This is a genomic window from Planctomicrobium aquicomposti, assembly GCF_051466325.1.
In the GTDB taxonomy this organism is placed as follows: domain Bacteria; phylum Planctomycetota; class Planctomycetia; order Planctomycetales; family Planctomycetaceae; genus Planctomicrobium.
Genome location: NZ_CP195792.1, coordinates 4,410,754 through 4,430,749, shown reverse-complemented (window position 1 = coordinate 4,430,749; position 19,996 = coordinate 4,410,754). Strand labels below are relative to the sequence as shown.

Annotated in this window: 12 protein-coding genes; 7 read left to right on the top strand and 5 right to left on the bottom strand. The window is 61.0% G+C overall.

Features of this window, described 5'->3' with window-relative positions; all coding sequences use genetic code 11:
- Positions 1-66: 66 nt before the first annotated feature.
- On the bottom strand, positions 67-3,900 hold the full coding sequence (locus SH664x_RS17060) for a hydantoinase B/oxoprolinase family protein (RefSeq protein WP_437202935.1): 3,834 nt from the start codon (positions 3,898-3,900) through the stop codon (positions 67-69).
- A 190-nt stretch (positions 3,901-4,090) separates the two neighbouring features.
- Between SH664x_RS17060 and hemB the strand changes: the two genes are divergently transcribed.
- Positions 4,091-5,086, top strand: coding sequence for a porphobilinogen synthase (gene hemB, locus SH664x_RS17055; protein WP_437202933.1), 996 nt, complete (start codon positions 4,091-4,093; stop codon positions 5,084-5,086).
- A gap of 183 nt (positions 5,087-5,269) precedes the next feature.
- Here the strand turns inward: hemB and SH664x_RS17050 are convergent, their stop codons facing one another.
- Entirely contained in the window at positions 5,270-6,154 is an 885-nt protein-coding gene (locus SH664x_RS17050) for a 3-keto-disaccharide hydrolase (RefSeq protein ID WP_437202931.1), read from the bottom strand.
- 364 nt (positions 6,155-6,518) lie between these two features.
- Here SH664x_RS17050 and efp point away from each other — a divergent pair, with 364 nt between their 5' ends.
- On the top strand, positions 6,519-7,082 hold the full coding sequence (efp, locus tag SH664x_RS17045; RefSeq protein WP_437202929.1) for an elongation factor P: 564 nt from the start codon (positions 6,519-6,521) through the stop codon (positions 7,080-7,082).
- Between the two features lie 128 nt (positions 7,083-7,210).
- Here efp and SH664x_RS17040 read toward each other — a convergent pair whose 3' ends face one another.
- The gene (locus SH664x_RS17040) at positions 7,211-8,497 is read right to left on the bottom strand and encodes a PP2C family protein-serine/threonine phosphatase (protein ID WP_437202927.1); all 1,287 of its coding nucleotides are present in this window, start codon (positions 8,495-8,497) and stop codon (positions 7,211-7,213) included.
- Between the two features lie 412 nt (positions 8,498-8,909).
- Here SH664x_RS17040 and SH664x_RS17035 point away from each other — a divergent pair, with 412 nt between their 5' ends.
- Positions 8,910-9,863, top strand: a complete 954-nt coding sequence (locus SH664x_RS17035) for a hypothetical protein (protein ID WP_437202925.1) — start codon at positions 8,910-8,912, stop codon at positions 9,861-9,863.
- Between the two features lie 88 nt (positions 9,864-9,951).
- Here SH664x_RS17035 and SH664x_RS17030 read toward each other — a convergent pair whose 3' ends face one another.
- The gene (locus SH664x_RS17030; protein ID WP_437202923.1) at positions 9,952-11,115 is read right to left on the bottom strand and encodes an ATP-grasp domain-containing protein; all 1,164 of its coding nucleotides are present in this window, start codon (positions 11,113-11,115) and stop codon (positions 9,952-9,954) included.
- A gap of 550 nt (positions 11,116-11,665) precedes the next feature.
- On the opposite strand from SH664x_RS17030, the gene SH664x_RS17025 reads away from it, so the two are divergent.
- From SH664x_RS17025 to SH664x_RS17015, 3 genes are all read left to right on the top strand, one after another.
- Entirely contained in the window at positions 11,666-12,325 is a 660-nt protein-coding gene (locus SH664x_RS17025) for a UbiX family flavin prenyltransferase (protein ID WP_437207255.1), read from the top strand.
- 123 nt (positions 12,326-12,448) lie between these two features.
- A complete protein-coding gene (locus SH664x_RS17020; RefSeq protein WP_437202921.1) occupies positions 12,449-13,507 on the top strand; it encodes a DUF1559 family PulG-like putative transporter in 1,059 nt (352 codons plus the stop codon).
- A gap of 262 nt (positions 13,508-13,769) precedes the next feature.
- Entirely contained in the window at positions 13,770-14,987 is a 1,218-nt protein-coding gene (locus tag SH664x_RS17015) for a cofactor-independent phosphoglycerate mutase (RefSeq protein WP_437207253.1), read from the top strand.
- A gap of 14 nt (positions 14,988-15,001) precedes the next feature.
- Here SH664x_RS17015 and SH664x_RS17010 read toward each other — a convergent pair whose 3' ends face one another.
- Positions 15,002-18,205, bottom strand: coding sequence for a CHAT domain-containing protein (locus SH664x_RS17010; RefSeq protein WP_437202919.1), 3,204 nt, complete (start codon positions 18,203-18,205; stop codon positions 15,002-15,004).
- 218 nt (positions 18,206-18,423) lie between these two features.
- Between SH664x_RS17010 and SH664x_RS17005 the strand changes: the two genes are divergently transcribed.
- Entirely contained in the window at positions 18,424-19,839 is a 1,416-nt protein-coding gene (locus tag SH664x_RS17005) for an HD domain-containing protein (RefSeq protein WP_437202917.1), read from the top strand.
- Positions 19,840-19,996: the final 157 nt, after the last annotated feature.

Here is a 19,996-nt window from a genome sequence, read left to right as displayed (position 1 = left end):
GTCTGATGTCGCCGAACTCCTCGTCGGCCAGAGATTGACGACGAGGAGTCTTTTTTGCCCTCGCGGTCAGGAGTTCTCGGGAACTCCAAAGCCCCCGCCCCCCGGCGTTTCGAGAATCAGTCGATCTCCCGCTTCGACATCGATCGCCACCGCGTTTGCCAGCTCTTCCCAAAAGTCACTTCCCCGTCGCTGCAGGAGATTGCGGCCCACTGCTCCTGCTGCCCCTCCCTCCAGTCCGAACGGAGGATATGGGCCGCGCCGCTGGGTCAGCAGTGACACCCGCAGCGGCTTCAGAAACCGAAAGACCCGTCGGATTCCCGCCCCTCCCGAGTGGCGACCGACACCGCCTGAACCCCGCCGGATCGAGAATTCCTCGATGTGTGCGGGGTAACGGTGTTCCAAGACCTCGACATCGGTCAGCCGGGTATTCGTCATATGGGTGTGGACGGCATCCGCCCCCGCTGCGTGGTCTGTGGCTCCCGCACCACCACAAATCGTTTCGTAATAGCCGAACGTCTCATCGCCGAACGTCAGGTTGTTCATCGTCCCCTGACTCGCCGCCGCCAGTCCGAGTCCCCCCAGCAGCACATCCACGATGCGTTGGGAGGTTTCGACATTTCCGCCAACGACCGCAGCACACTGAGCGCGGTCCGGATTGACAGGGGGATTGAGCAGGCACTCGGGCAACTGAATGGTCAACGGCCGCAGCACTCCGCAGTTCAGCGGAATGGCCTCGTCGATCAGGCAGCGAAAGACATACATCACCGCCGCTGTGACGATCGCCCGGTTGGCGTTCAGATTCGTCCGCAGCACCGGGCCGGTCCCCTCAAAATCGATGCCCGCTTCATCCCCGGTAATGGTGATGACCGCCCGGATCGGAGAACCATCATCCAGAAAGTCGGTTCGCTCGTATCGTCCATCCGCTAAGCGGGAGAGTGCCCGCCGCATCTTCCGCTCGGCAGCCGCCTGAATATGCTGCATGTACTGCTGCACCTGGGATCGTCCCGCGTTCGCGACCATTTCCAGCAGCAGCCTGGCCCCGAGTTGATTGGCGGCCACCTGCGCCGTGACGTCGGCAATGTTGTCGTCGGGACTGCGCGAGGGATACGGTCCCGAAGTCAACAGCTGCCGGAACTCCGACAGTCGCACGTGGCCTCGGTCGGCGAGTAGGAAGTTCTGGATCAAGACCCCTTCCTGCCCGAGAGTTGTCGAGAAGGGGGGCATGCTCCCCGGAGTGATGCCGCCGATTTCCGCATGGTGGGCCCGGCTGGCGGTGAGGAACAGCAGTTCGCCCGAGGCCGCATCGTGGACCGGTGTGATGACCGTCAGGTCCGGCAGGTGCGAACCCCCCGCGTAAGGATCATTGGTGACATACACATCCCCCGGATGGAGGGTTGGCCGATCACGCAGCAGGCAGCGGACCGTTTCTCCCATCGCTCCCAGGTGCACAGGAATGTGAGGAGCATTGACCACCAGTCCCCCCTGGGCGTCAAACAGAGCGCACGAATAGTCGAGCCGCTCTTTGACATTGGTCGAGCGAGACGTTTTGCGGAGGGTCACTCCCATCTGTTCCGCGATGGAAGCGAATTGGTTGTTGTAGATCTCAAGCAGCACCGGATCGGCCGGCGCAGCCGCATCCTGTGACTGTGTGTATTGAGTCATGTCGACATCGTTGGCAGCGACGGCTTCTTCCCACTCGATCAGCAGTTCGCCGCAGCGACCGATGGTCGCCCGATAGCCCGGCTCAATCCAGAGCGTCGCTCCCCCGCCACAAACGAGGGTCGGTCCGGTCAGCTGCTGGCCTGCCCGGAGTTGTTCGCGCTCTAGAACCGTCGTCTCCAGCGAACGGCCATTGAACCAGGTGCGGGTCTGGCGAGGGGCTTCCGGAGATGCGTCTGCTGTCAGTGGTGGAATTTCCGGACGTGGCAGCCGGCCGATCACTTCGACGGTCGCGGTCACAATTTCCAGAGCCCGGTGCGACTGTCTGTAGCCATAAAGCTGTTGATGGCGCCGTTCGAATTCCGCCTGATAATCTCCGTCGGCGGGGGATTCGATGACGATGGTCCCTTCGACTCCGCGATACCGCAACGCCAGTGAACGCTGCGGCACTTCGATATCAGCTGCCGCGATCCCTTCTCTTGTGACGGCAGAGACCAGCTCCTGCTCCAGTTGCCGGAATGTGGGTTCGAGCTCGCGCAGCGTGGCGGGAGTCAGTTCCTGCAGGACCGACACTTCCCCCCGTCGGCGGACGTCGGCGAGTCCCATCCCCAGTGCGCTGAGCACACCGGAATAGGGATGAACGAGGATCTTCCTGATCCCCAGTGCCCGCGCCAGTGCGCAGGCATGTTGCCCCCCTGCGCCGCCAAAGCAGACCAGCAGATGGTCGGCAGGGTCGTATCCCTTCCGAACCGAGATCTGCCGGATGGCACGGACCATGGCTTCGTTGGCGATGTCGATGAACCCTTGTGCGAGTTCTTCGAGCGAATACTCTTTTTCCAGAGGCGAGGCGGCGATCAGTTCGCAGAGCCACTTCAGTCGAAGTCGAACGAAATCTGCATCCAACGGAAAGGGAGACAGTTCGGGAAGCAACCGACCGAGGATGAGGTTCATGTCGGTCACGGTCAGCGGGCCCCCCCGGCCGTAACAGGCGGGCCCCGGATCAGCACCGGCACTCGCGGGGCCGACCCTCAGCTGCAAGCCGTCAAAGGTGCAGAGACTGCCTCCACCGGCGGCGACCGTCTCAATCGCCAGCTGCGGCACGGCGATTCGCACCCCGGCGGTCTGTGTTTCGCGATCGAGTTCGTAACGACCGTCGAAGCGGGAGACGTCGGTGCTGGTTCCCCCCATGTCAAAGCCGATCGACCTGGTGAACCCCGCCTGCTGAGCAATCGTGGAAAAGGCGATCACGCCCCCCGCCGGCCCGGAGAGGATGCTGTCTTTGCCCGAGAACTCGGTGCTGTCGACCAGTCCCCCGTGAGACGTCATCACCTTCAGCGAACTTCCTGCTCCGAGTTTCTCGCGGATGCCATCGAGGTAGTTCCGCAAGACCGGCGTCAGGTAAGCGTCGAGCAGAGTTGTTTCCCCCCGCTGCACGAGCTTGATGACCGGTGCCACAAGACTCGAGCGGCTGACGTACCGAAAGCCAGCCTCGCGGGCGAGTTCTTCAATCTGCAGCTCGTGGACCGGATTCCGGTACGCATGCAGCAGACAGATGGCCAGTGATTCGATCTGCTGTTCAGCCAATCGCTGCAGCTGGCGCCGCACGGCTGCCGGGTCCATTGGCTGGAGAACCTGTCCCTCGGCCCCCAGTCTTTCTTCAATTTCGACGACGGTCTCCGTCAGCGGCTGCTGTTTCACAATCTCCAGCGCGAAGAGGTCCGGCCGATCCTGATTGCCGATCTGCAGGATGTCGGCGAAGCCCTTCGTCGTCAGAAAAGCGGTCCTCGCGCCTTTTCGCTCCAGCAGAGCATTGGTGCCGCGCGTGGTTCCCAGCCGCATTTCCAGGTCGGGAATCGCTTCCTCCAGCCGCAGTTGCAAAAGGCTGCGAACGCAGATCAGCGGGGCCTCTTCTCCGCAGTCCAGTTCATAGCCATCACTTGATAGATCAGCAGGCAAAGGCTGTGATAACAGCAACTCGCCCTGCGGCGTGGAAGAGACGACGGTGGTCGACCAGCAGGGCTCTCCGCGGCGATCGAGCAGCTGGAACGTCCACCCGGCCCAGAAATCAGGGCGCGGCTGGCAACGTCGAGGGTCGTAGAGTCGATGTCCCTCGGCCGACTCGATCGCCCCCTTGATTCGGCCCGAGCTGAGAGTTTTCCATTGGACAAGCTGGCCGGCGGGAGTCCGCGCCACACAGTCGGTGAACGTGCCGCCGACATCGATCCAGAATTGCCATCGCATAGGTGAGTTCGCCTTCTGTTGCCGCGAGCAGCCGAGCCCCGGCGAATCATAGCGAGTGGAGCAGCGGCGATCAGCAGGCTCCCGGTTGCGTCAGTCCTGCCGATTCACGACCATGCAGGAGACCGGACCCCCTCGCAGACCAGTCGATTTGCTGAGGATCAGAAGTCCGCGAGCGTGACTCCCTGGCTGAATGACTATGTTTCCTGCGACCCGATTGCGTCGACTCCGTCAACATCCCCGCCTGCGCGAACTGGTGCGCGAGACGACGCTCGCCCCCTCGAATTTCATCCTGCCGCTGTTTGTCCGGCACGGAAAGCAACAGCGGATTCCGATCACCTCCATGCCGGGGCACTCCCAGTTGTCTGTCGACCAGCTGGAAGGTGAGATTCGCGAAATCGAGTCATTGGGGATTCCGGCGGTCATTCTGTTCGGCATCCCCGAACAGAAGGATGCCGTGGGCTCCGATGCCTGTTCCGCGAATGGGATCGTGCAGCAGGCAGTGCGCGAGATCAAGAGAATCTCGTCACGGCTGCTGGTGATCACCGACGTCTGCTTCTGCGAATTCACCGACCACGGTCACTGTGGTGTGTTGAATGAAAAGACCGGCCGTGTTGATGTCGACAACGATGAGACACTGCCACTGCTGGCGCGGCAGGCGGTGAGTCATGCTCAGGCGGGGGCCGACGTCATCGCCCCCAGCGGGATGATGGACGGTATGATTCAGGCTCTGCGGAGAGGGCTGGATGACGCCGGTTTCTCTCAGATTCCAATCATGAGCTACGCCGCGAAATATGCGTCCGGCTTTTATGGACCCTTCCGCGAAGCTGCCGAGAGTACGCCGCAGTTCGGAGATCGCTCCACGTATCAGATGGACCCCGCCAACGGACGCGAGGCCCTCCGCGAGGTTGCTCTCGATCTGGCGGAAGGGGCGGACATGCTGATGGTCAAGCCGGCGCTCAGCTATCTCGATGTGATCCGGAACGTGAAGTCCGCCCACCCGGATGTGCCACTCGCGGCTTACAACGTCAGCGGTGAATTCGCGATGATTAAAGCCGCGGCAGCCAACGGTTGGATCGATGAACGACGCGTCGCCCTCGAAGTGCTGACCAGCATCCGCCGCGCGGGGGCCGACATGATCATCACCTATTACGCGAAGGACGCGGCCCGCTGGCTGGAGCTTCTCTGAAAGAACCCCTCCCGCTTGAGTGGCGAGTGATCCAGCCCTGCAGCGACACCTCTCTGTCCGCTGCAAACGGATTCAGTTGAGGTGAGCCAACAAAAAACTCTCCCGCGTTGCGTGCGGGAGAATTTGAGTTGACAGTCGCTTTCGCCCGTGGAGCAAGCCAGCGTCGCTCTAAAGAGCTGTGCTCTATTCGGCTTTCTCTGCTTTTTCTGTCTTCACGCCCTTTTCCTTGTCAGCCTTTTTGGGCTTCTTGGCGGGCTTGACCTCTTCCTTCTTCACCGGCTCTGTCTTCGCTGCCTCCGCGTTGACAGCCTCGGTCTTTTCTCCTTCCCCGGACTTGGGGGCCAGATCGCGAATCCAGATGTTACGGAACTTCACGGCATCGCGGTGGTATTGCAGCTGCAGCGGCAGACGATCCGCATGGGCTGTGTAGGAGGGGGGCTGTTCGAAGTAGGTTCCACCGAGCAGCTCATAATGATTCTGGATGAGCACACCGTTCTGCAGGGCGGTGATGACGGCCGGCGATTTCAGTGAGCCGTCAGCGTTGAAGCGGGGAGCGGTGAAAATGATGTCGTAGGTCTGCCATTCTCCCGGTTTGCGGCACGCATTCACAAGCGGAGGATGCTGCTTGTAGATCGAGCCGCACTGCCCGTCGAAGTAGGTCTTGTTGTCGTAGGAATCGAGAATCTGCACTTCGTATTTGCCCATGAAGTAGACGCCGCTGTTTCCCCGTGCCTGGCCTTCTCCCTCGACCTCGGCGGGAGTGGCAAATTCGAGATGCAGCTGGCAATCTCCGAAAGCGGCTTTGGTTCGCAGGGTGGAAGCAATTTCAAAGGCACCATCGGCGACGATGGGAGCTTTGGCCCCTTCCCAGGCAGAGGTATCTGTGCCGTCGAACAGGGAGATCGCGTCCGCAGGACGGGACTGCGAGGTCTCACCCGGTGTCACGACGACCGGCTCCGGCCAGGCGATCCCGCTGGACCATTCCCGTGATTTGGTTTGAGCCCAGCTGAGGCCCAGCATCAGGGTGCAGACACAGGAGGCGATGAGGCCGACAATCTTCGTACGCATGGAACAGATCCAAAAGGCTGAGCGATTCGAAGGCAGAACAACAGGCGGAAGTCGGATTGGCCTGCACCGCAGCGGGGCGGGGGAGGAACAGAACTTCCAGTCACGTTGCACTAGTGTGCAGTCGGGTTTACGAGAGTGCAAGCCACCCTCCCGGCGATTCGGGAATGGTCTCCAGGTCGTCGCCGGCTGGTCCGGAATGACGGGGCCACGTGACCCTGTGCACGATTTTCCGGGATCTGGACATCTGCTATCCTCCCCGATTCGGGGGGCGGACGGAGAAGGCTTCCCGTTGACCGAACTGGCCTGATGAACATTCCTTTCGGCAATCGCCGACTATTCAAGAGATTCACTGGAAGAAAGACCAATGCCACAGATCAATGCCGGGGACTTCCGCAAAGGGATCAAGGTTGTCCATGAGAACTTTCCCTACGAAATGATCGAAATCAACTTCGTGAAGCCGGGGAAAGGGCAGGCACTTTACAAGACCCGGCTGCGCAATCTGTTGACCGGCACCAGTCTCGATATCACTTACCGGAGCGGCGACAGCCTCGAAGCGGCTGACATCCGGAATTCCGACGGCATGTATTCGTACTTCGACGGAACCAACTATGTGTTCATGGACAACGAGAGTTTCGAACAGGTTTCCCTGGGGGGCGAAGTCTGCGGTTCGATGATGAAGTACGTGAAGGAGGGTGAGCCCTGCGGCCTGATGTACTGGAATGAACAGCTCATCGGCGTCACCCCTCCCAAGCATGTCGTGCTGGAAGTGACCGACACCATTCCGGGAGCCCGTGGCAATACCGCCACCAACGTCACCAAGCCCGCCACGGTGGAAACCGGAGCCGAAGTGCAGGTCCCCTCGTTCATCACCGTCGGTGAAAAGATCCGGATCGCCGCCGAAACAGGCGAATATCTCGGTCGCGCGTGAGTTCAACCCCTTCGCGAAGCCTGTTGGACGACGGACCTTTCCTGTGAATTCCCCGTCAGCCTGCAGGCTTCGTGCATGACCGGCCTGCTCTCCTGCAGGCAGGTCCGCTTTAGACGCTTTCCGGCACATCACGAGCCAGAGCGGACGTTGCCCGGATCGGGCTGCCGGGGAAGTTCGTCCATCACCATGCCGATGGCCCGGGCCAGATCCCGCAGTCCCTTGGCGTAGCGTTTTTCCTGCGCAGCACGCTCCGCCGCCTTCACCGCGCGGTCGTGTTCTCCCCAGTCCACGTCCCAACCATCGTCGCGCGCGGATCGCTGCAACTCGCCATCGATGCTGGCCAGCAGTTCGAAGAGTTCTTTGGAGGACAAGGCGACTGCAGTTCGGTGAGGCCGCCACAGACGGGTGTGTGTCTCGTCTGGGAGGTCCTGCCGCAGCGCCTGCTGCTGACGGATCGAAAAGACCGTGAGGACGAGCATGCCCCAGACGGACAGGGCTGTCAGAATACTCCCGGAAATACTGTGTCCGAGCAGGAGCAACGCGACTCCCCAGACGACCAGCAGGGCACCTCCGGCAAAGGCGGCCAGCCAGGACCACCCCAGCCCCGGGCGATTCTCGATAAACTCGTCCGTTTGCGTCGGGTAGACGTTCGACGGCAGATCGCCGATGCGGACGACGACGGCGGTGGAGTTGTCGGGACCGCCTCGCACATTCGCCAGTTCGATCAGCAGCTTCGCGGCCGCTTTGGGCGAGAACTCCCGCAGGATCGCTCCCATTTCCGGATCGGAAACCTGATTGGAAAGACCATCGGAGCAGAGCAGGAATGTGTCTCCCGGAAAAACCGGAAAGGGCCCTTCCAGGTCGACATCGATGACCTCTTCCGGACCCAGCGACCGGGTGATCACATTCCGGTGCTGGCTGAGGTCGATGATTCCCTTCAGGCTGCCATGCTTTCGTTCCAGTTCCCATTCGAGGCTGTGATCAAACGTGAGCTGGTCGATCCGGTCGCGACGGACACGATACGCGCGGCTGTCGCCAATATGCCCGACGATCCCGCCGGCCGGTCCGAGCATGAGGGTGGTGCAGGTGGTCCCCATGTGCAGGAAGTCGGCATTCTGGGTCCCACGTGTATGGATCGCGGCATTGGCAGCCAGAATCGCTTCGTGGAGGGCCTTTTTCGGGTCCTGCGTCGAGGTCTTCTGCAGGGAATGGGGAATCGTTTCGATGGCAAGCCGACTGGCCAGTTCCCCGACGGCATGGCCCCCCATGCCGTCCGCGACGATAAAAAGATGTCCCGACCGACGCCAGGTCTCTTCGTTCGGGCAGAAAGAAATGCAGTACGAGTCTTCGTTGTTCTTGCGTCGCAGCCCGATGTCGGTTTGCGCTTCAGATTGAACGAACTGTTCCCAATACACTCGAGACTCGCCCTTGCTGCGTCGTCATGAATGCCGTTGATCCAATTATCGACTGATATGGATTCTCGTGCATGTGATCATACCGGCAGGCCGATCAACCCGCCATTGCTCCTGGCGGGGGAATTGGATCCGGACGGTCTGGTAACCCCGCATGTCCCGGATCGGATTGCGGACTTCCGGAGAGGATTTACGAATCGTCGAATCCGGAGAACTACGATTCGCAACGGAGAAACGGCAAATGGCTGTGGGCTCCCGGTTCAGGTCGGCTGCTGGCGTCCTCACTTTTTGTCGGCGACACAAGATAATCCGCGAATTCGGATACTCGGGAGACGCTGAAGTGAATATTCTGAGAGTGAGCCCACGTTTTGAGGCAGGGCTGTTTTGATCTTCAGGGCGTGGGGTGGAGTGGACAATGTCGCGCGGGGCGGTGAGTCTGGCGATTCATGCCTTCGTCGTCTGCATCTGCTGTGTATCAGCAGTGTTGGGGGGCGAGCAGGAATTGCGTTTTGACCCGCCTCGTGAGGTGACGATCCACCGCAAGACCGGAAGCACCACGCTGGGGAAACTGCTGTCGTTCAGTCTCCGGCAGGTCGTCGTGGAAGTTGCCGGGGAGGGGAGACGACCGGAGGAGAAACTCTCGATTCCCCTGAACGAGATTCGCAGCTTCACAACTGCGGACGCTGAGTTTCAGTTCAGCCCCACGACGATTCCCGAGGATCTGATGGGGCGGGGGCGGATGCTGGAAGGGGTCTCCGTGGCTGCTGTCGTGGCAGCCCCCTCGGTTGTGACACCGAAGGTTCCTCCACCGTCCCAGCTGGAAGACGGGGAGGACGCGCCGCAGACGGAGGAAAACTCACCCTCAAATTCCGGGGGACCAGCGACCCCGGGGTCGGCTCCGAAGATGGAGAACTCCGGACCCAAGGTTCTTGTGACCTGCTCGAACTGCAGGAAAGAGGTCACTGTTTCCGAGAGCAGTCAGGTGCGGTGTCCCCACTGTGGGGTTTTGTGGATCGAGGACTCCGTCGCTCCGGTGACAATCGGGGGGCCCAGTCCGGACTTGCGGATGCCGTCCGGCCATCCTCACGCAGGGCCAGCCGTCGGCGCTGCGGATTCAGGGGGCGTTCGGGTCCTGCCGCAGTTTGGGGGACCACCTCAGCCCGTTGGCCAGCCGATGCCTGCCCAACAACAGGCTGCCCAGCCACAGCCCGGGCAGGGAGTGCAGCGACTCGAGGTTCCGCCGGTTCCAGCGCCCGATCTGGGACCACAGGAAGAAATGAACCTCGCGAATATTCCCGTCTGGGTTAAACTCACGCTGTTTCTCGGCGTTTCGTTCGTGGGCTACTTCCTGCTGTTCCGTCGCAGTTAGAGCGGGTTGCTCATTCCAATGCCGGCGCAGCATATGGGTCACGGGCTGCGGGTCCGCAGTCTCTACCCGCTTTCGGGATGTCGCGGCGTCAGTTCAGCCACGCCGACAGTTGCTGGATCCGTTCCCCGAGGAACATGCAGGTCTCGCCGGGGGAAGACCCCAGTGCATACACCGTACAGATCGGGTCTCCGGTACGGATGGAGGTGCCGATCGCGGGGAGGTCCGCCAGGCTGGGGAGGTCGGTCAGCGAAACATCCGCGTAAGGGGTCAGATCCTGCTGCAGCACGAAGTCTCGTGGGCTGTAGAGAATTCCCTTGCCAATGCAGGGGGACTGGGAGGCGGACGTCCACGCTGTCTGCGGAACGACATCCGGGGCGAAACAGCGGCAGTGGTCCGCAAGGAGAGGGCTGCCGGTGATGTGTTCGAGCAGTTCGGCGGAGGCGGGGTATCGCGGGTTCACTTCGGTCACCCAAGGCGTTCCCTCAGCGTCGAGGACAAAATCGATGCCGAACAGGCCCTGAATTCCGAGTTTCCATTTCAGGACATTGGCGAGTCGGCGAACGACCGCCTCGACGGGAATCGATAGTCCGACTGGCCCGACATTGCCGCACCACTGATAGGGATGAGCATTGCAGATCCGTTCGCCGATCAACTGCTGTGTAATGCCGACGAACCGGACATCGCCGACCGATCTGTCGGCGATGAACGTGCCCGAATACGATGTTCCCTCAATTCGCTTCTGAAAGATGTGAGGCTCGTTCAATGCCGGGACCGGGTGATCCCCTTCGATCCAGACCTGAATATCCCGACCCCCGCTGCCGAAGCGGGGACGAATCAGCCAGCTGCCATCCCGTGGCGGCGGATTCTCTTCGGAGCGCCACTCGGGCATCGACAGTCGGGCCAGACCGGCTGCCTCCTGCAGGGTGGCGGGATTGCGGATCTGCGCAACGACATCGGCATCGTTGCCCCAGAGGAGGTGCTGCTCGCTGGCGGCTCTCAGGACCTCCGGCTGATTCTCCAGACCGCCGACGTAGACCAGGGGGAGAGACGGCAGTTGACGGAGCGCCGACAGCAGACTCTCCTGCAGGTCCGGAACCTTCTGGACCGGGACCCGTTCGTGCAGGTCGAGGTCAGCAAACAGATCCAGGCAGAGGGGTGACAGGCCCGAGCGCAGTGCGGAGTAGGCAGCCGAGCGTGTGCTGGCACCGGCGATCAGCAAGTTCACTACGGGTTGACTGATGGAGCGAATCACAGCGGCTTCCCGTCGGAGGCGATCCGAATGTTGGGGCTTCACCCCCTCGAGATCGGGAAGTGCGAAACCAGTTGATCATGGAACGGATTAAGAGCAGTCTGCTGGTCCCGTCCCCGTGCGTCGAGGTCGGGCAGTGAAAACTGTTCTGAAACAGGGAGTCGGTCTGTCGGCAGCCTCAGGTCGTCTTCACGGGAGGACCAGGACTCCGGAGATCAATCGGGCCTCCGGCTCGTGCCAACTGTACCAGCCCGGGGCAGTCAGGGGAGGAAAAATCCAGCGCGCGAAGGGGACGCGGCAGAGTTTCAGCCGGCCAACAAGAATATCGAATCTCCAGTCCGTAATATGCCGACTAGTAGGGGGCTCGGTGAGATTTCAGGGAACCGCCGTAATTGGCCCCGAAGGTACTGATCCTGCGGGCAGTATGGGTTAACTTGGTTGCAGGAATGCTGTGGAGAATCGGACCGGCTGCAGGGGCAGCCGGACGTCTTCCGGCCCGGTCAGAATCGAAGCGGGTGTCCGTGTGAACAGGCAACTTCCGATCGTGCTGGCGATGACCGGAGCGAGCGGCGCCATTTATTCGCTGAAGCTGCTGAATGTCCTGCTGTCGCATGGCCGCGATGTGCACCTCACAATCAGTGAGGCGGCCGTGCAGGTGTTCCGGCAGGAGCTGAATATCGACCTCGATCTGCAGCACTTCGATCCCACACCGCTCCTCAGTATCGAAAACCGGTCTCCCTCCGGCGACAACAGGCCCGATTCTCCAGCGGTCCGGGGGCGGTTGACGTATGCCCATTACCGTGACTATTTCACCGGGATCGCGAGTGGATCATTTCTGACCGGGGGGATGGTCATTTGCCCCTGTTCGATGGGAACATTGGGGGCTCTGGCGGCCGGATTGTCATCCAATCTGATTCACCGGGCTGCGGATGTCCACTTGAAGGAACGCCGGAAACTGGTGGTGGTTCCTCGCGAAACCCCTTTGGGCAGCCTGCAGTTACAGAATATGAAGATCCTTTCCGATGCCGGGGTGGTCATTCTGCCGGCAATGCCCGGTTTCTATCACCGGCCGACAACCATCGAAGATCTCGTCGACTTTGTCGTCAACCGGATCTGTGACCAGCTGGGCGTCGAAACCAGGCTGAGCCGTCGCTGGGGAGACAACCGGAAGACAAATGGTTCGGAACCTGCGGCAGCGGAACCGGTTGAATAGAGCAGACCGCCCCCTCGCGTGAAGCCCCGCGGGGACCTGGGTGAGGACAGGCCAAATTGCCTGCCGGAATGCAGGCTGGTATGATCGCTGACAGCATTCGGGGCGATTCATCAGGAGTGGATCATGGTTGGGCTGAGACGAAACATTTCGCGTTCCACGGCGAGCCGTCGCGGCTTTACCCTCATCGAGTTGCTCGTCGTGATCGCGATTATCGGGCTGCTGGTGTCGTTGCTGATGCCGGCAGTTCAACGGGCCCGCGAAGCGGCACGCCGCTCCTCGTGCCTGAATAATGTTCGTCAGCTCGGGATCGCCAGTCATAACTATCTGTCGACGCACGGCAAGTTTCCCTCGGGTTGGATTCGTCCGACCACCGCCCTGTGTGATATCGAGGTCCAGCCGGTTCCGTTCCCTGAACCGATTGTGGTGAACCTCCCCGGCTCGACCCCGACTGTGGTGGGTGAGTGGGCGCTCGGGCCGTACTGGAGTTGGCACGCCATGCTGCTGCCGCAGATGGAGCAGCGGGCGGTCGATATCAACTTCTCTCTGCCGAAAACCGACTGGAAGCAGGCTGTTCCCCCCGCCCGGGAAGTGACGGACAGTAATTGGGAATACATCCGCGTCCCGATCGCGACCTACGTCTGCCCGAGTGCCACGCTGCCGGCAGCCCGACCGGGGAATCTCGCCTATTCCAACTATCGCGGCAACATGGGGGCCTGGATCACGCCGAATGCCAATAACCCCAACGGCACCAGTCCCAATAACAACGTGCTGGATAACGGTGTGAACCGGGTGACCAACAACGGCATTTTTTACGAGAACAGCTCGATCGATGATCGGGACATTCTGGATGGGACATCGAACACGCTCCTGTTCGGAGAGTCACCGGTCGGGTTCTGGGGAGACAGCTACTCCAGCGTCGCCCGCGCCCGGGATGATTATCCCGGCTTCGACAAGAACTGGCAGGCCCCCTCCAACTGGAACGACTACCCCGAGTGTCAGCAGGGGGGCGGGACCGTCACTCTCAATGTGCAGTTCTTCGGCTTCGGGAGCTTCCACGGCGACGTGAGTAATTTCTGCATGGCGGACGGCTCTGCCCGGCCGATTGCAAAAAATATTGATCAGATCCTGTTCTGGTCACTCTGCACCCGCAATGGGAACGAAGCGATCAACACGGCGTTCTGAACGGAACCCCGGGTCGATTGCCTCGGAGTGCGGCGGCTGCATCCATTTCTCCTTACTCGCGGAGTCCGGGTGGAGTTTGCAGGACTGCTCCGGGCAAATCCCTCCGCTTGCAGGAGGTGTGCGTGGCCTCGATCGTCCGACTCTTTGAATTTGTCCCTGTTTGTGTTACGACAGCAGCAGCGGTGCCGCGAGCCCTGCACACGTTGAGGACCGCTGTCTGCTCCTGCGTGCTGTCTGCTCAGAATTCAGTCTGTTGGTCGAAATGAAATTCGTTCTGGTAATTCCCGATGGTTGCGCAGATGAGGCTCAGCCGAGTCTGCAGAATCGGACTCCCTTGCAGGCGGCCGTTGTCCCGCATATGGACGCCGTGGCCCGACTGGGGGAATGCGGTCTGACCGACCATGTCCCCGCCTCGATGCCTTCGGGAAGTGACGTCGGCACGATGAGCCTGTTCGGATACGACCCGCTGGTTTACCACACCGGCCGGGCACCTTTGGAAGCGGCTGCGCAGGGAATTGCGCTCGGGCCGGACGACTGGGCCATCCGCTGCAATCTGGTCACCGTCCAGGACGGTGTCATGAAGAGCTTCACCGCCGGGCAGATTTCGAACGCCGACGGCGCGGAGCTGATTCGGCTGTTGCAGGAACATTTCTGCGGAGATGAACACTGGAAGTTTCACACCGGTGTCAGTTACCGCAATCTGCTGATTTACCGGGGACGTCCGAGTCAGGCCCCTCCGTTCGCGGCCGACACGACGACCGTTCCTCCTCACGATATCACAGACCAGCCGGTCTCGGGGCATCTCCCCCTCGGGACGGGGGCCTGTGATCTGCGGGCTCTCATGGAGACCAGCCAAAAGCTGTTCGCCAATTGCGAAGTCAATCGCCGCCGTGTCGAACAGGGATTGCTCCCCGCCACGCAGATCTGGCTGTGGGGGCAGGGGAGCGTGCCGAACTTCGTCCCGTTTGTCGATCGCTTCGGGGTCGAAGGAGCAGTCATCACCGCAGTCGACCTGCTGCGCGGGATCGGCCGGCTCCTGGGGTGGAAGGTGATTGAGGTTCCCGGAGCGACGGGGTATCTCGACACCGATTACGCCGCCAAGGGACAGGCTGCCATCGCGGCGCTGAAAGCGGGGCAGGATTTTGTGGTGGTGCATGTCGAGGCGACCGATGAAGCGTCGCACGAGGGGCATGCCGATGCCAAAGTCGAAGCGCTGGAACAGATCGACCGGCACATCGTCGGTCCGGTTCACGACTATTTGAAGACAGCTGGCGACTACCGGCTGCTCATCTGTCCGGATCACCCGACGTTTCTGCGGACCAAAACCCACAGCCACGGGCGGATCCCGTTCGCGATGTGCGGTCAGGGGATTGACTCGGGAACGGCACGAACCTACGACGAAGTCGCCGCTGCAGAAACCGGAATTCTTGTGCCGGAAGGGCACAGACTCTTTGACCGGTTTTTGCTGGAACGCCGGTAACTTCCGGTTCGCGGCTATTCCCAGTCACCGCTGACAAGAAACGCCGCCCACAGGCTGGGGGGCGTGCGTCCCGTCTGCGGTTTGTTTTCGCGAATTAGTCCGCGATAGGCGGGATTTTCCAGCAGCGCGAGCTGGGCCTGTCGCAGGGCCTCAGCCTTGGACATCTGTTTGTTCCACAGGTTGTCGTAAAAGTGAATCATCAGGTCCTGTGTGGCATCGTCGCGAATCTTCCAGAGCGTGGTGATCGTGGAACGGGCTCCGGCGACCTGAAAGGCCCGCTGCAATCCCAGTACCCCTTCACCCGCAGCCAGTTCCCCCAGACCGGTTTCGCAGGCAGACAAGGTGGCAAGTTCCACACCGGTCAGGTCCAGTTCGGCCACCTCGAGTGCGGTCAGAATTCCATCTCCGCGGCCCGGTTCGGGAGCAAGATTCGCCCCGGCCAGAACAATGCCTGACATCAGGCCGGGATGGTATCCGATCGAACTGACCGACTGGCCTCGCCGGCCATCAGCAACGAGAGCCGATTTGACGTCGGGCGGACTGAAGAACCCGTGGGTGGCCAGATGCAGGAAGCGGCATTTTTCCATTTGCTGGCTGACGACATCTTCTGTGGCCTCAGCCCCCCGGAGCATCCGGACCCGGTCATCAGGAAAGCGGGTTTCGAACGAGTCACGGATCGTCACGATCTCGGCTCGCGTGGCGGGAAGACTGGACCACTGCTGCATCCCTCCCGCACGCATCGCCAGCTGAGAATGTCCTCCAGTCGGGGGAGCATCGGTCCGCTGATCAAAATCGACCGCACCCAGTGCCAGCAGCCCCTGTGTCTCGTTGGGATTGGCCGCGTCCTGGCGCGAGCCGGGAAGCAATCGGGGAACGGGGATCAGGGCGAATGCTTTCTCTTCAATCAGATACTTGTCGGGATTGTCACCGGGAAGGGCAGCGAATGGGATGCGGCTGACGATGCCGTCCGGCGAAATCAGAATCGTGCTGGCATCCACGAGATACGGAGAGATCGGATCCCAGATCAGTTGCCGCAGAACGGTGGCATCGTCTTCGGAGCCGGTCACTGGCTGAGTCCGCGAGAATGAGCTGCTCCACGATTCATAGGCTTTCGCGATTCTGCGGGCACTTCCCAGCGGAAGGAACACGACATCCTGTCCGGGCCGCACCACGAACACTCCGAATTCCCGTTCGGGTTGGGCGTCGAGGTTGAGCGGCGAGGGGATGTTCTCGAATTCGATGAAGTCGATCAGCGCTGATCCGGGTGACAGCTGTTGCTGAACCTGTTGCGCTGTGACGATCCCGTCGAACTGCGGCGAGACTTCGGGGGGCGCCGAACCTGCAGCGGCTGTGGCACTCGGTGGGGGCGGCGCTCCCGGGGGAGGCCGGAAACCGCCGCGAGTGGATGCCACAGAACCCTCCAGAGCTTCTTTCTCCAGCAGCAGTCCTTCGATGCGGGCTCTCCACTCGGGGAGTTCCGCTTCTTCCGGAACGTTCAGGACCAGCGTGCTCAGCTCGGACGAGATCCGACGCAGCTGGGCAAACTTCGCGGCATAAGCTTCACTTTTCCGGGCCAGTCGGACGCACCGTTGGCGGGAAAAGATGGCCCCTTTCAGTGTCAGAATCTGCTGATACTCGCTGGCACCGATCTGACCGCAACGGAGTGCCATTGAGAGATAGGCATCGACCCGGGCCCGAAACGCGGCGGCCATCGCCAGCTGCTGTCGTTCGGACTGGCCATAGGAGGCGAGCAGCAATTGCTGGCGGGTAATCTCCAGTGAGTTGTTGAACAGCTCGAACGCTTCCGCTGTCAGCCCCTGAGCTTCGCGGAGCAGGGCAAGGTCCTGCAGGCTGTCGGCGACATCCAGATGGAGGCCCCCCAGAACTTCCCTGCGGATGTCGAGCGCCCTCTGCAGGCTTTCTTCGGCCGCGGAGAGCTCCCCCTTACGGAGCTGGACGTAGCCCAGATTCTCCAGCGTCGTGGCCGTTGTCGGGTGTTTGTCACCCAGTTGGGCTTTGAAGATCTGCAGGCTTTTCTCGAGCTGGCTGATCCCTTCCACCACGTTCCCCCGTCGGCCTTCGAACAGGCCCATGTTGCTCGCGCAATGGGCGAACTGAACGCTTTGTTCACCATGCAGCCCGCGGCTGATTTCCAGGTCTTCTTTCAGCCACTTCAATGCGGCGTCTCGATCTCCCTGTTTCTCGGCGAGCAGTCCCAGGTTGTGAATCGTGGACGAGTAAATATCGTTGTTCCTGCCGAACAGGCGGGCGTGCAGCTCGAGGCATTCCTGCAGCTTGCGGCCGCAGCGTTCATAGTCACCTGTCTGGTAGTACAGCGACGCGAGCAGACCATCCAGAATGGCCGACTCCTCCGCCTGCCCCAGCTTCTGCATCAACTGTTGAGCCTGGTTGAGTGATTGTTCTGCAAGGATGTAATTGCAGGCGTCCTGATCCAGCAGGCCCAGATCGCGCAGCGTGAGTCCGTATTCCACCGTTTCTGCCTGCGAGGCGGCTTCCAGTTGAGCGAGGGCCTCCGCCAGCCGCGTTCTGGCAGCCTGAAAGTTGCCGTTTTTCTGCTGCTCCGCCGCTTCCGTTCTGGCAGCGGAAGCGACGTGCGACTGTGAAGAGCGGTCCAGGAGGGGTGAGCCACTGCTGACTTCCCGCTTGGGAATCGGGGCTTCTTGTGCAATTTCGCGTCGCTGGAAAACCGTGGTGTCAGGCATTGTCGCCCGCTTTAGCTGGGGGGCTTGAGGGAGCGGCGGGCCAGCCTGCTGCGCCGACCGTGCCGCTGCTGTTTCCTGGGACATCTGAGATGTCCGGCCGCGCACGTTGCTGGCTCTGTTCTGCATCATGCCGTTTCCCAGCGGCCGCTTCAGCGGCGCCTCCGCTTCCTGAAACGGAATTTCCTCGTAGGGCTTGACTTCGTCCTTCTTCACCCAGCCTTGGAGTGTTGCTCCGCTCGAGTTCTTCAGGCTCACCCAGAGCCACTTGTCCTGTGCTTTCAGCACTGTTAATCGCTGTTCGGGGCCGAGAGTCTGCAACGTCCGGGAGTTGACTTTGAGTTCTACGCCGGCCCGTTTGGGAACAACGATCTGGGTGGCCTCCGGTGCGCCGGACGGGGGCGGAGCCTGTTCTGCACGAGAGATCGCCGGTGCGGAAAGACCGGCTATGCAGAAGGCTGTGATGCACAGCAGAGGAACAAGGTGCTTCTGAGTCATGAGCGTGCCCGTGAAAAGGAGGTGCGGACTCCGATCGAAGGTCCGTGTCCGGTGCCAGTGTGATCGTACCGCCTTCGTCCCTCGCGATGCAAAGTCAATTGGCGAACTCGCATCGTGGCGCGACGGCAGCTGCTCCCTCAATCGCGATGCTTCGGCAGGGAACGGGTAGATCCCTTAGAGAAATGTTCTAGAATGCCTGTGAGAAGGAATTCACAGCCATGAAGGAACGGAGCGGCATGACCCGCGATTATTCAGCCGAGAGTCTGGCACACGACCCGGTCCACGGATACATCCCTTTTATCTCCCGTGCGGGGCTCTCGGCGGATGAGGTCTCCGAGCAGGAGATTATCGATCATCCGTGGGTACAGCGGATGCGGCACATTCATCAGCTGCAGACGGCCTGGTGGGTCTTCCCCTCGGCAGAGCATCGACGATTTCAGCACATTCTGGGGGTCATGCATCTCGCGTCGCGGGTCATTGACGAGTGGTACGACTCCCTCTGTGAAGTCTGTTCCAATGTCCCATCACGAGCCTATGTCGAGAGCCTGACGAGGCTCGCGGGACTGCTGCATGATGTGGGACACGGCCCCTTCGGTCATTTCTTCGATGATCACTATCTGGACCAGTTTGATCTGACACATGAAGATCTGGGAGGAGCGATCATTGAAGGTCCGCTGGCGGATCTCATCCGGGGAATCCGCCGCAATCCAAATGGCAAGCTGCAGCCACTCGAAGAACTCGACCCGCGACAGGTGTCGTGGCTCATCCGTCGGCCGCGGGCCAATGACGCGGAAGGGCAGCCGGAATGGCTGCGCAAGCTCCGGTCACTGTTCAGCGGCATCTACACGGTCGACAACATGGATTTCGTCCTCCGCGATGCCTACATGACCGGCATCAACACGAAGGCTTTCGATCTGTCGCGGCTGATTCACTACAGCTTTTTCAGCAAGGAAGGGCTGACGATTCATGTCCGCGGGCTGCCTGCACTCATTCACTTTATCGAAACCCGGGCGAATCTGTTCCGCATCGTCTATTTCCATCGAACGGTCCGGGCGCTCGATATTGCCATCGAAGAGATCTTCGCCGACACCATGCGGCATCTGTTCCCCGGAAACCCCCTCGACTATCTCGACGAATATCAGCAACTGACGGAATCGTCGCTGCTGGTCGATGTCCAGCGCTGGGTCAAAGCGGACGATGAAGAGCGTCGCCAGCTCGGGGCACGTTGGCAGTCGATCCTGTGTCGACAGACGACTTGGAAAATGTCCTGCGAGCGGATGCTGAATTTCCATTCCGCGGTGGGGGAACGGCTCACGATTTTCTCTGAACCGGATCTTGTGCTGCGGCGCGTTCGTGAACGGTTGCCGAAGAAGCTGCGCGATTTGCCGCTCAACATCGACGTTGCCAAGCACTATCACCGTCCCAGCGGTCGACTCCCTGCCGGGGGGCAGAATTACCTTTTCGATCCCGGTGCGGGAATTCACGAACTGCATGACGACGAACTGTTCCGGGCGATTCCGATCAGTTTTCTGATTTTCCGCATCTACTGCCAGACACACGCGCACGATGCCGAACTGAATGCCGCGCTCAATTCGGTGCTCGGTGATGCGATGGACGCCAAAACGAACATGTAAGCGGGCCCCGTGTCCTGTTGGTGCTGTCCCTGCCGGTCGTTTGGGGGGAGCAATTCCTGCGCGCGCCGTGCCGGTAGAACCGGAACGACGTCTGACCGGGCCTTGCCTGGTCAAGGCCCCCCGGCAGGAGTCGGCAGGCTCTCCCTTGTCCGCGGTG

Excerpts from the sequence above, each read along its gene's own strand:
- SH664x_RS17025 (WP_437207255.1), top strand. The coding sequence starts at position 11,666 with ATGACCGGAGCGAGCGGCGCCATTTATTCGCTGAAGCTGCTGAATGTC.
- SH664x_RS17015 (WP_437207253.1), top strand. The coding sequence starts at position 13,770 with ATGAAATTCGTTCTGGTAATTCCCGATGGTTGCGCAGATGAGGCTCAG.
- hemB (WP_437202933.1), top strand. The coding sequence starts at position 4,091 with ATGACTATGTTTCCTGCGACCCGATTGCGTCGACTCCGTCAACATCCC.
- SH664x_RS17005 (WP_437202917.1), top strand. The coding sequence starts at position 18,424 with ATGAAGGAACGGAGCGGCATGACCCGCGATTATTCAGCCGAGAGTCTG.
- SH664x_RS17010 (WP_437202919.1), bottom strand. The coding sequence starts at position 18,205 with ATGACTCAGAAGCACCTTGTTCCTCTGCTGTGCATCACAGCCTTCTGC.
- efp (WP_437202929.1), top strand. The coding sequence starts at position 6,519 with ATGCCACAGATCAATGCCGGGGACTTCCGCAAAGGGATCAAGGTTGTC.
- SH664x_RS17060 (WP_437202935.1), bottom strand. The coding sequence starts at position 3,900 with ATGCGATGGCAATTCTGGATCGATGTCGGCGGCACGTTCACCGACTGT.
- SH664x_RS17035 (WP_437202925.1), top strand. The coding sequence starts at position 8,910 with ATGTCGCGCGGGGCGGTGAGTCTGGCGATTCATGCCTTCGTCGTCTGC.
- SH664x_RS17050 (WP_437202931.1), bottom strand. The coding sequence starts at position 6,154 with ATGCGTACGAAGATTGTCGGCCTCATCGCCTCCTGTGTCTGCACCCTG.
- SH664x_RS17020 (WP_437202921.1), top strand. The coding sequence starts at position 12,449 with ATGGTTGGGCTGAGACGAAACATTTCGCGTTCCACGGCGAGCCGTCGC.